General features: G+C 43.4%; 9 protein-coding genes. 3 read left to right on the forward strand and 6 right to left on the reverse strand.

Annotated features, from left to right (window positions below; genetic code table 11):
* Positions 1 to 3 precede the first annotated feature (3 nt).
* Genes AC50YL_RS33410 through AC50YL_RS33420 form a run of 3 tightly spaced genes read left to right on the forward strand, consistent with a single transcriptional unit; the run spans position 4 to position 4,815 of the window.
* A complete protein-coding gene (locus AC50YL_RS33410) occupies positions 4 to 1,389 on the forward strand; it encodes an ABC-three component system protein (RefSeq protein ID WP_494837698.1) in 1,386 nt (461 codons plus the stop codon).
* Entirely contained in the window at positions 1,382 to 1,921 is a 540-nt protein-coding gene (locus AC50YL_RS33415; protein WP_494837699.1) for an ABC-three component system middle component 1, read from the forward strand. The genes AC50YL_RS33410 and AC50YL_RS33415 overlap by 8 nt, the downstream gene beginning before the upstream one ends.
* Positions 1,922 to 1,926: 5 nt before the next feature.
* Positions 1,927 to 4,815: an AAA family ATPase gene (locus AC50YL_RS33420; RefSeq protein ID WP_494837700.1), complete on the forward strand. Its 2,889-nt coding sequence runs from the start codon at positions 1,927 to 1,929 to the stop codon at positions 4,813 to 4,815.
* 303 nt (positions 4,816 to 5,118) lie between these two features.
* Here AC50YL_RS33420 and AC50YL_RS33425 read toward each other — a convergent pair whose 3' ends face one another.
* The 6 genes from AC50YL_RS33425 to AC50YL_RS33450 form a co-directional block, all read right to left on the reverse strand.
* Positions 5,119 to 5,553 carry a hypothetical protein gene (locus AC50YL_RS33425; protein WP_494837701.1) on the reverse strand — a complete coding sequence of 145 codons (435 nt, stop codon included), beginning with the start codon at positions 5,551 to 5,553 and terminating at the stop codon, positions 5,119 to 5,121.
* A gap of 724 nt (positions 5,554 to 6,277) precedes the next feature.
* A complete protein-coding gene (locus tag AC50YL_RS33430; protein WP_494837702.1) occupies positions 6,278 to 7,402 on the reverse strand; it encodes a GerAB/ArcD/ProY family transporter in 1,125 nt (374 codons plus the stop codon).
* Complete coding sequence (locus AC50YL_RS33435; RefSeq protein WP_494837703.1) at positions 7,399 to 7,614, reverse strand: hypothetical protein; 216 nt, start codon at positions 7,612 to 7,614, stop codon at positions 7,399 to 7,401. Before AC50YL_RS33435 ends, AC50YL_RS33430 begins: the two co-directional genes overlap by 4 nt.
* The gene (locus AC50YL_RS33440) at positions 7,611 to 8,804 is read right to left on the reverse strand and encodes a Ger(x)C family spore germination protein (RefSeq protein WP_494837704.1); all 1,194 of its coding nucleotides are present in this window, start codon (positions 8,802 to 8,804) and stop codon (positions 7,611 to 7,613) included. The genes AC50YL_RS33435 and AC50YL_RS33440 overlap by 4 nt, the downstream gene beginning before the upstream one ends.
* A gap of 1 nt (position 8,805) precedes the next feature.
* The gene (locus AC50YL_RS33445; protein WP_494837705.1) at positions 8,806 to 10,347 is read right to left on the reverse strand and encodes a spore germination protein; all 1,542 of its coding nucleotides are present in this window, start codon (positions 10,345 to 10,347) and stop codon (positions 8,806 to 8,808) included.
* 152 nt (positions 10,348 to 10,499) lie between these two features.
* Positions 10,500 to 11,975 (reverse strand): extracellular solute-binding protein, encoded by a 1,476-nt coding sequence (locus AC50YL_RS33450; RefSeq protein ID WP_494837706.1) that lies wholly within the window; start codon positions 11,973 to 11,975, stop codon positions 10,500 to 10,502.
* Between the last annotated feature and the right edge of the window lie 110 nt (positions 11,976 to 12,085).

Consider the following 12,085-nt stretch of genomic DNA (forward strand, 5'->3'; position numbering starts at 1 on the left):
CAAATGCATAAAGAGCATTATCGATATGTTGCCAAAGTACGTTGCGGAGATGACATGGGTACTGCATTTCTTGTAAACGAAAGAATACTGATAACAGCCAGACACGTCATTGATGATAGTTTTGGACTAGAAAATTCAAAGCCTGTCTTTATTCAATTCGGTAATAATAATGAAATTGAAGTTAAAGTCCTCTTTCCAGAGGAGCCTTTTAAAGGAATTGACGTTGCAGTTTTATCATTACCTGAGCGAATAGAAAGTTATTATGCATTACCTCAATCTCTACCACTAGGTGTTCAGCAGCTGAAATCAGGGGATGAATGGATAGCTTTTGGGTTTCCGGAGACACTTGGAGATAGAGGTCAACCTTTTAAGGGAAGGATTTCTCAGGTTGAAGTAAATCGTTCGCAAGAGAGCGAAGCTGATATGGACTTAAGTTGCGAAATGCCAGATATTACAGATACCAACTTTAAAACCAGAGGAGCTTCTGGATCACCAATAATAGTTAACAACAGTATTGTTGGAATATTGCAAGATAAAGTACCTGGTGCAATTATTGGTGCTACTTCGATGAAACGTTGTCTCCCAATACTTCAATCAATGGGAATCCAAGTGGTTGCTCAAAATACAAATTATATACAAAGAGAAGTAATAGGTGTTGGTGGTATAGATAATAAGCCCTTGATCCAAAATGCTCAGTTTCTCTCGGAAAAGGAAATAGTAATTGATTTAATCAAGGATTTCCCAGAAGAAACACATAAATTTCTCACTGAGTGTTTGCAGGTTACTATAGATAATATTATCGGTTATGGAGATAACTTCACTGAATTCCTAGAAAAATATAGGCATCCTTTCAATATCAATCCCGCTAGTGCTGAATCTGGTATAGAACAACTTATGGAATTAATTATGATATTGAGATGTGGATTCAAAGAATTGCGATTGATACATGACGATATAAATGCAAACTTAATCTTAGATGAACAGAAAGATATATTTGCGTATCTTATTTTTTCAACTAAGAGGAATGCAAAAATGCCAGAATTAGTGCTCGAACTCTTTCGAAAAAGAGCTTCTACACCAACCGGAATACGAGAACTACGTCGCGGTGAAGCTGTTTTGCCATTCCCATTAATATTGGATAACTATAGTAGAAATAATAGAGTGAATTTGTGTAAGAAGTGTCAATCAGAGTTTTCATTTCAAGATATACTAATCGATTTTACCAGAGTTAATGAACAAGGATACATAAAAGGACTTGATGTGAATAGCTACAAAAGTCTAAATGAAACTAAGGTGTTATGTGGTACTTGTATACGTGAAGTAGCGAACCATGTGAACGGCGTAGAAGAATTAAAGACTTATGTTAAGGGGATGAGTAGTTTTGATTGAAGAAATTGTTGGGTTCTTCGAGGCGTACGAATATATTGAGTTAGACAAGCTTCATTTTAACTATCTGAATTCAATCTATGTGTCATCAGAGCAAATTTATGGCATTGTTCAATTTAGCAGCGAGGATGAAATGAGAGAAGTCTGGGAACAAGCAGCAGACGAGTTAGCCGTTAAATTACAAAGTCGACTTACTCGGGAATTAAGTCTTCTGAAGTGGGACATTTATCTTCTTATTACTGTTCAACAAGATCAGATCGAAACATCGTTTAGAAAACAAATTGAGAATAATAGACAATATTTTAGAAAAATAGTTATTACCAAAAATGATTTTCCATACATAGACAGAATTCCTTTTTTACTTGATCTAACTAATGATAACGAGATGCATATTTTTGATGACAACCAGTTTTTTGAACAACTTAAAGAATGTCTGCAAGAATCCACCATAAGTAAATTGCCATCAAAGTTTTTTACACCAGATATAAAGAGTGAAATGTTATACGACTTTTTTACTTCCATAAAAAAGGATTGATTTTAATGAAGATTAGATCGTTAACAATATGTGGTTTTCGTGGATTTAGTGGTAAAACTTTTTTTCAATTTGATGATGCAAAGATAATCTTATTGTATGGTCCAAATGGTCATGGGAAAACGTCCTTCTTTGATGCAATTGAGTGGGTTCTTACTGGAGAAATAAACAGATTCAATCAAGCTACTGATGAAAGAAATAGAACACGCTTTATAAGGAATCTACACACTGATCGGAACCTAGAGACATTTGTTGAAATAGAGCTAGTTACTAACATAGATAGTAAAGAAATTATATACAAAGTTAAAAGAATCTGTACAGCTAAAATTCATGATAGTACTGACTATGGCAAACATAAATTGGAGATAGAATTGCCTGTCCCAGTTAAAGATCAATTAAAACATGAAGGCGAAAATGCAGAAGTTTTACTTAATCTTCTGTTAGTTGAAAATGCATGGCAAGGAAAAGTCGATCCTTCTCGTGGATTGCACCTTACTCACATTCTTGGCCAAGAAAAGCTAAATGAATTTCTCAGAGGCATGAAAGATGGTGATAGATATAATTCTCTCTCTTTATTATTTGGGACGGAACATTTTTTAAAGTATAGGGAGTTATATAATGATGTTAATAAAAAAATTAGTGAGAGGTATCAACAATTAGAAGGTCAAATTATTGAAGGAAATCGTAAAAAGGATGAACTCAGTGACTCGGTTAATGAATTGAAGAGGAAAATCTCAACCTCAATTCATAAACCGTTATTTCAAATAATAAATGAATATACAGAAAATTTTCAAGTGCCGCATGTAATACTTGATACACATGATTGGAATTCACTAGTTCCTTATATCGAAAATGAAAGAGAGCAGATAAAACTCGAAAGGTACAAACTGGAAAATTCTGAGCGTCGTCTTAAGGATTTAGAAGAGGGTAAATTCGCCTGGTTAAGTGCAAGAGATTTTATTCAATTAGAAACCGAGAGACTTGAATTTTTAAAGAACAGCTTGGATGACTTTCATAAACTTAAGTTAGTTTCATCTCTGATTAGTCGGTATGAACAATATCGTGAATTTGAGGAAGGGATTATTACTAAAAATAATGAGATTGAGGATAACAAACAAACTTTAGAAACAATCAAATATTCACTAATTAATTCTGATACATTTATTCGGGCTGTATCTGAAAGAATAGATGAATTAAGAGACATTAAACAATCAGAAAAGCATAAACAGTTTTTATGTGAATATACTAACGCGGAAGTAAAAGAAAAAACGCTTAAACTTCTGGAACATATCTCTTTAACGCAAATCTCCGTTAGAGGTTTAAACGTAGTTAATCTTAGAACAAGATCTTCAATTAATACATTAGAAAATTCGATGAATGTTTTTCGTGGAGTAGATCAGAAATATAAAAATTTACTTAGCAGTTTATCTGCGTATATAACGATAAAAGATGAGATAAATGAATGTCCTGCTTGTGGAACTCCCGGGATTGGTAAGCCTTTTTTACATCATCGAATCGAGCATCAGCAAACTCAAATTAATGAAGAGTTACCAAAATTGGAAAAGGAACTTAGTAACTTAAAAACAGAGTATGAAGAAGAGAATCAACAAATAGCAAGCTTAAATATTAGTATCGAACAAGCCTACACAGAGGTCACTAAAATTTTAAACAATATTTTAGAAGAGTCGGGGAAAAATAAAGATCGGATAATCAGATTAGAAAAGGAACAAGAGAATTTAAAAACTCAAATCGAATTGAGAACTGAGGTTATTCAAAAGTATAAAGAGGATTTGCAAAAAGCAGAAGTGGATTTAACCGTAGAAAACATAAAAGAGGAATTATCCAAATTAGAGAGTGAGCTGAGGACTAAATTAGTTTTACTGACAGCAGCAGAGACAGTCAATTTGCCGAATACTATAAAATCTGTTGAAGAACGAGTAATAAAATCTCAGGCTTCTGTTGATGCATTTTTAAGTAAGCTGTTACTTACAGGTGTAACCCCACAAGCAAAACAATGGAGTGCGGAGGACATTATAGCCTATGTTCAAGAGTCGTTACTAAATGTTGAAAGAGATTTGAAGAAATTAAGTAATTTAGAATTAATAATAGTCAAGTCCATGAATGCAATTGAAAATGCAAGGGAAGAAATGCTATTGAAGCAACGCCAAGAGGAGATTTTGGTCCAAATACAGCATTTGGAGGATCTATCACAGCAAAAAGAAGCAACTAGAGAAGATCAGTTGGCTATTAAAGATTTAATGGACAATGTAAAGCCAGCTGTTGACAGATTAAATGATAGAATGGTATCTGACTTATTTGATACAATTCAAAAAATCTTTTCTCGGATTAATTCACACCCCGTTTATCGACAAATTGATTTCTCCAAAGAGATGAGAAATCGAGCTTATAGATTATTGATATATGTTCTCACTGGGTATCAGGATAGAGATAATCTAGCGAATGCAACATATATTTTTAGCTCAGCACAAATTAATTCTATAGCACTGTCATTTTTTATGGCGATGGGGGTACACCAACGATGGTCCAGGCTTCAAGTAATGGGGATGGATGATCCAATACAAAGTATGGACGAGATAAACGTTTTATCACTTATTGATTTAGTTCGTGTATTTATTGAGAAATATAATAAACAGTTCATTATTTCAACTCACGACTATAATTTCTACCAAATGATGTTGAGGAAATACAGAAATCAGAAAATTGCAGTTGTTGAATATGATGGATACAGTGAGAAGGGTCCCCTTATTAAGCAACAGCTCAATGAAAAAAACGCTGAACTGGAGAACGTATTGATATTACCGGCTGAGGATCCAATCTTGCTTTCAAAATTAATGGAGTTAAACGACGACATGGAATATAATTCATTGTCAAATTAAATTAAAAATGGCTACCAGATTATTCTGGTAGCCTCTTCAATTGAGGGAGCCGGCAAACAATTTACCATCAAGAGCGGCGGCGAGAATTTATAAATCGGTTAATTGGAATAACACAAAAAAGAGACCAAGTTACTATTACACAAAATCTGGATTTTATACATATGTCTATAAGTATGGGTTGCGCAGCATTCCTCTCCTGCTGCTGGTTTAGTGTCATACACCTCAGCTGTCGGATGATCCCATTAGATGAGCAAGGGCTACCGTTCATCTCAGCAGCCTTTGTTCTGGATGTCAAATATTTGGTTAGTGCACTTTTCGGACATTCGTGACTACAAATCCTTGATCGTATTCGTGACGAAAAGCAATTTGGTATTTCTCTGAAGTTTCACTTATCTCCGAATCAATGACTTTATGAGCTACAGCTATTACATCGAGCTCATATAAGCCTTTTTCATTTACACGTATATCCATTACTTGAAATGGCTCAAACGAATATAATGCATTTTTCCCAGGCTTGACGAACTGATGTTGCTGCAGAGCATATAAAATTCTGCGCTGAAGTTCGGTTGTTAACATTCGTTCTAATTGCCCTTCGCGAGTTTTAGGAAACGAGCTGAGTGCCACCCACTCCACGTTGTCTTGTTTCTGCTTCTCGTTAGGCGACGCCATGGCAGATTTTTGGAATGCAAAGATCAATGAAACTGATATAAGCAGCACTGAAAGTCGTTTAGTGTACACGTTGGTCACCTCGCAGTAAGTTTTCCCACAGAAGGCGATTGTTATGTGGCAAAAATGCTTATACCGACGTTGAACTATCGTTCTCCTTTTGTTGAACGTTGAATAAATCAATTAGTGCATCTATTCCGTCGATTGACCTGTCCTGTTAAGGCTGTTCAAAACTTCAATGATGCCAACTTACTGATTGAACAAGTTCTCTGCTGCGCGACACGGAGCTTCTTCCATGTCGGGAATGATACCAAGTTCTTGTCACTGATTGGGAATGTTATAAAGTTCTTGTCATTGCAGTTTGACAAGAACTTTATAACATTAAAACAAAAAGCCGCAACTTATGCGGCTTTCAATGTTACTATGTTCTTGTCATCCGACAACTGCAGGCTCGTACGCCGGACGAAGAATTTCCGACGTTATGTTAGGTTAGATGTGGGCTAGTAGAGAACAACTTAGGTCAACCGACCAGTCGCTGGTGTACTACTTCCCGGCTGAATTCGTTTTGTAAAGGCGAAGCGCTTTCCTTCCATGACGAAAGACAAACCGTCTCTTTCGTTGCCTGGCGTTTGAATAAACGTCTTTTTTTCAAAAATGATAGTCCGTTAAGGAAAATATTTGATCAGGCTCATCCAATAATTCGCTTGTGAGCGACGCGAAGAGCTTAGATGACGATAATCGCAAATCTGACCGCATATGTTATTCCTACCATTTTTCAGGGAATTATGGTGCCGCGCTATTTCAAATTCCAGCTTTTTCGCTTCGTCAAAGAGACGACCAGCATGAACAATGGAACGAGAAGCAGAAATGGAATCGAATACAGCGGCCAAACGTCTTTTACGAAGGCGACAACATCCAACTGATTGGGATGAATAATAATGGACCCGACCAGAATCAGCAATCCGAGGGGGATAATATAAAATCGGTAATCCCGACTGCCGATCGTCTGCGAGAAGGCCAAGGTCGTTGCAAATAAACAGACGCATAGTTTGGTGAATTCATTGAAAATCCACACCGTAAACCCGAACGGCTCGATGCGTTCAATGAAGTCCCCGACCCCGATATACGTCAAAGCGGTATAACTGGGAAACAGCTGATTGCTGGTGATTTCCCCTAAAACCAAGATAACCGCGAGAACCTGAACGACAATAAACGTCCCTACGATGGCAACCATGGAGAGCACGGTTTTTTGCACGGCGGCCGGCCGAGTGACATATGGAATCAACATGGAAAACAAAACGGTCTCTCCGAAAGTAACGGTGGCGATTTGCCCCGCGCCTTTGAGGATGGGCATCCAGCCGCTTTCAAGGACCGGCAGTACGGCCGTTGGATCCATATCCGGTATCTGTAATAGTTGTATCAGGAGCGTTGAAACGACGGTTAGCACCAGTAAAACAATCGCGCATCTGCATATGACCTCCACCCCTTTGAATACAGTCCAGGCAACCACGCAGATCATAATGCTTCCTACGATGATGGAAGGCGTTCTCGGCAGCAGAACGGACCCCGCCAAGTCCGTGAAATTGCGCAAAACATAAGCCCCGAGAAATACGCCATACCAGGTATACAATAAACCTACCCCTATACCCAGCCATGGCCCGAATAAGATGTGCGCGATTTCGACCAACGATTTTTGCGGGTATTTCTGGCACAGGAATGCGTAAATCCAATTGATTCCGAGCCCCGCTATCGTGCCAAGGACGGCAGATATCCATGAATCATGTCCCGCAGCGTAGCCGATCTGCAAATTAAGCGAGCTGCCCATCGTAAACACGAACATGAGTATCCAAAGCTCCAGATTCGAGATCCGATCATTCGGTCCATAAGTCTCCATTGAAACCTTCCTTTCCAGCAGGTTCATTCAACAAGAAACAGCAACCATCTCCTCAGAAGAACCGACGGACTGAGAATGGATACATGCCAAATCATTAGCAATCCCAGCACTGCGGAGCCGAGCAAAAGGAACGAAACGATCATCACGTCTTTTGGGGAAGCCGAATGGCGCATATAGCGGAATTGAATCCCTGCCGCGGATGAAATTCCTGCCAAAAACAGCAGCGAGAGCATGATCATTTCTTCTCCGCTCCATGATGCTCAAAGGAATTCCCGATGATTCCGGATCGGCGGAGGCTGATGTCGGCCGTTACGACGACGTCGGCTTCGGAAAAAATCGTATCCCATTGCGTGCGAACCTTCTTCCACGTCCGATAATGAAATTGATGCAGATGCAATCCAAACCCGAAAATGTCGGCTCTCCATTCGGTTTGGGCTTTTTTCACCGTGTGCAACGTTTGCCGTGCAACTAATTCTCCGAATCGTTTTTCGATGATCGTCATATTCGACAACTGGCTCAGCTTCAAATCGACGTTCGATTCATTGATCGTGCCCGTGCCCCGAAGCTGGATGCGAACCTGCGCTTGGTTGCCGTTCATGGTGACGTTGACTTTGCTTTTGATGTCGTTCATGACAATGCCGATGTTTCCGCTAAGGCCGGGGAGCGAATCTCCGAAATATTCTTCTTTGGATTCGTTTTTGATCCACCGCAGGCTTCGCGTTTCAATGTCGTTTAAATAGCCGATTAATTTATAGTCTTTAAACACGGCCGTCGAGGAAAGGCGGAACATGTTGAATTTGGATGCCGCGCCGTTACTCGAATCCACCACGGGCGGTACCAGCTCGATAGCCGCCGTCACCGGTACGATTCCATCCCTGGCTTGCGTCATCAAGAAGTCGCGGAACGTCACGGACGTGCCGACCCCGGAACGTTCCAACTCTCGCACTTCCTCTGCCGGAATACGTTCCGTGGGGTGATCGTTTTGAAGAAGCTTCGATGCTTCGCTGCCTTTCGCCACGACGATATAGGTCCGCATCCGGCTTCTCGGGTCCCGGGCATAGTTGTCCAAAATATCTTGAATGCCCTTCCTCGCGAGCGCCTCTCCGATAAACACGACGCGACGTTGGCCTTTGAAGAAATGGCGGGAATTCTTCTGCTGGATTTGTCTCTCCGCATCGAAAATGTTCGTGCCGATGGCCGAGACGGCATAGTACGTTTTTCCAAAAGTGCCCGTCGATGCCTTGCCGCTCTCGCCGCTGCTGCCGCCTCCGGCGGGAATCGGTACTTGAATCGTCGTTTTCAATCTGCCGTCTTCCGATAAATCCAAGCCCGAAGCCATAAAAAAAGCGATGTCGTTCATTTCGACCCGATCCCAGCAGCCGCTCAGCAGCGGTACGAACAGAAGCAGGAGAAGCATGCGCGCAGGCAAATCAGCCGCTCCCCTTTCTTCTTAATTTCTTGCCGCCCGTCTGCGGATGGAGATACAGCGTCCACAATGGAGCGCGGAACAGCGCGTCTTTGAGACCTTGCAAAGTAACGGGCGCCACCGGAAACAGATAGGGAACCCCGAATGATTTCAACCCGCTGAGATGGACTAATATCACCACCAAGCCGATTGAAACGCCGTAAAGACCGAACATGCCTGCAAGGATAATCAAGGGGAACCGCAGCATCCGGAAAGCGATGGAGAAATTATACCGCGGGATGGTAAACGAAGCGATGCCTGTCAGGGAAACGACAATGACCATCGGAGCGGACACGATGCCCGCCTGCACCGCAGCTTGACCGACGACGAGACCGCCAACGATACTGACCGCCTGTCCGACTTGCTTCGGCAAGCGGACGCCGGCTTCCCTTAACCCCTCGAACGTCACTTCCATTAGCATGGCTTCAACCAACGCCGGAAAAGGAACCCCTTCGCGAGCAGCGGCTATGCTAAGCAGCAGATTCGTCGGAATCATTTGCTGGTGGAAGGTCGTAAGCGCAACATAAAGAGAAGGCAGCAGTAATGCAATCATGGCAAAGATAAACCGGATCACGCGAATGGAATTGATATACAGCACGCGTTCATAATAATCCTCGCCGGCCTGCATAAACCCCCAGAACGTCATCGGAGCGCTGATCGCAAACGGGGAGCCATCGGTAAAAATAGCGACTTGCCCTTGCAGTAAGGCCGCGGCGAGATAGTCGGGGCGTTCCGTCACGAGAAATTGAGGAAACGGGGAATAGGTGTTCTCTTCGATCAATTGTTCGATGTATCCCGACTCCAGCACGACATCGATCTCAATGTCTTGAATCCGCGATCTTATTTCTTGCAAGGTGGATTCGTTCGTAATCCCTTTCAAATAGGCGATGGCCACGTTAGTTCGCGTGATTTCTCCGACCGTGAGCATTTCGATCTTCAAGCGGGAGGATCGAACCCTTCTGCGGATCAAGCTCGTATTCGTGCTAAGAATTTCGGTGAACGAGTCACGCGAACCGCGGACCGTACTTTCGGAAGCAGGCTCATCAACGGCTCTCGTGTTACCTCCCGCCAAGCCAGCTACGATTGCTTCCGCCTGGCCGTCTACGCATATCACTACTGAACCATGTAATATCTCGCGTTCGATCTGAGCAAATTCCGCCGTCTGTTTCACTTGGGAAATCATGATGAGCCGATTTTGAAGGAATGGAAGAAGTTCGGAAACATCATTGGGCATCTCGGAAGGCGTACTGGACATGAGCGGCTTCAACAGCGATTCATCCAATTGCGCGCTATCGATTAATCCATCCATATATAGAAGGAAGGCGTGTCGTTGCCCGCCAATATAAAATGGGCGAAAGACAACATCCGCGCAGCTTTCGAAGATTGCAAGAAGTTTGGTTTTGTTTTCTTCAAGAGAAGAGGAGAGACGTTCGCTCTGATGCACGGTTGATTTATCCAGAAAGACTTTCGGTATCCTTTTTCTCTTCCCAAACCCCTTCCCAATCACAATGTTTCCCCCAGTTTATGTAAACTATGCCGCGGGAATAACTTCCCCTTCCTGCCTGATTTTTATGTATCCGCGCGGATGCCGTCGCACTATGCTACTCATCTTGCGTATTGTTTACGTTGGACATACCTCTGCTCTATCCGTTTGAAGATTTATCCTCCCCAACCTCCCCAGTAATTTTCTCCGTTCGAGTACGAAGCAGGATTTCGTTTAATGTCCTGCATTAAAGCATCCCCTTCGGTTTGCCATTCCCGAAGCGCGTCTTTCGCCGTCCTTTTCCCTTCGATCACATCCTGGAACAGCGGCCGGCCGAGCTTGAACGCCGGAGACAGGTTCGGGGTTTCCCAATATAACTCTTCCCTCTCCTCCGACGGGGGGACAGGCTTAAGCGCATAGAAGGCGCCAAGGTTGTAGCTCATCCCTTCGTTCGGTTGAAGCAACGACCGACGCACCGGAAGTTTGCCGCTGCTGCGCGATTTCAGCTTCGCCATGCGCTCGCTGTTGTTATACTGAATAAAATCCCAAGCGCCCAGCTTGTTCTGCGCTTTCGCGCCGATCGCCATCAAATTGGTTAATGCGATGCTTCCCCCGACCCCCGGCGCCTCGGGAAAGGAAGGAAGCGACACGACGTCCCAGTCGAGCGACTTGATCCCGGGATTGGCAGAGTAGGTACGGGCAGCGGACAGGGTGTTGATATAGTCGTTGCCTCCGATCATCATGGCAAGGCGTCCATTCAGGAATAGGTCGCTGTTCCCCCCTCCGTTACCGTCGTTCAGATCCGTTTGCGAAGGAACGATCTTATCCACATAGAGCGTGGCGATATCGGACCATGCACGGTTCCAATGCGGCGTATCGACCGTCATTTTCCAAGCATTCTTGTCGAATAGCTTCAATTGAAGCGGAGTGGAGTATGTCATGATATCGTTGATGCCGTCAGCTCCCCACCGGTCGAAGGAGAAACCGAACTTACGCGTCTTCCCTTCGCCTGCGGCGACTTTCTTTGCAAGCAGCAACACATCCGGCCACAGCATGTTGTCCGTTGGAGGAGCAATGCCCGCATCGGCGAAAAGTCGCTTGTTATAGTAGAGCGCGGCGCCTCCGAACGTTGACGTCAAGGCATAGATGGAATGGTCGCTCGCATCTCTTAGACCGTTGACGACGTTTGGCAAGTAGTCGTCCAGATCGAATTTGTTCGCCTGTATCAAGGTATCCAGGGGAGCAAGCAGATTGTCCTGCGCCAGCCGATGCAGATACGCGGAATCATCCAACATCACCACGTCGACAGGGTCGCTGCCGCTCAGCATCTGCTTCAGCGCTTCATAATACTTAGGGCGGTCGAGGTTGCCGGCGAGCTCTTCGTTGCGTTGCTCGTCCATATCGATGGCCGCGGTCAGCTCGATATCGACGTCCGGATGAGTCAATTCGTAATCATCCGTTATTTCCTGGCGCAAGCCGGATTCATTTTCTTTGCTGGCAGACAGAACGCCAATGCGCAGCACTTGGCGTTCCCCTTCTTCGTCAGCGCCGCCTGAACAAGCGGCAAGCAAGCTCGCCGCAAGAGTTAACGTTACGCCAAGCGCAACGCCGCGGCGAACGAAGAGATTGTAAATCGTATTATTATGTATCATGAATTTCCACCTCCGGTAATTCAGGGGGAGAACAGCCGGCTTGACGTCGCTGCCATCGCCCCTGATCCTCTTATCAGCTAAGAGCTCCATATTGCTAAATACTCTGCCAA

It is taken from the genome of Paenibacillus sp. J22P277 (assembly GCF_059383675.1).

Coding starts and splice junctions, on each gene's coding strand:
- AC50YL_RS33410 (WP_494837698.1), top strand. CDS start 4: ATGCATAAAGAGCATTATCGATATGTTGCCAAAGTACGTTGCGGAGAT.
- AC50YL_RS33420 (WP_494837700.1), top strand. CDS start 1,927: ATGAAGATTAGATCGTTAACAATATGTGGTTTTCGTGGATTTAGTGGT.
- AC50YL_RS33430 (WP_494837702.1), bottom strand. CDS start 7,402: ATGAACCTGCTGGAAAGGAAGGTTTCAATGGAGACTTATGGACCGAAT.
- AC50YL_RS33435 (WP_494837703.1), bottom strand. CDS start 7,614: ATGATCATGCTCTCGCTGCTGTTTTTGGCAGGAATTTCATCCGCGGCA.
- AC50YL_RS33450 (WP_494837706.1), bottom strand. CDS start 11,975: ATGATACATAATAATACGATTTACAATCTCTTCGTTCGCCGCGGCGTT.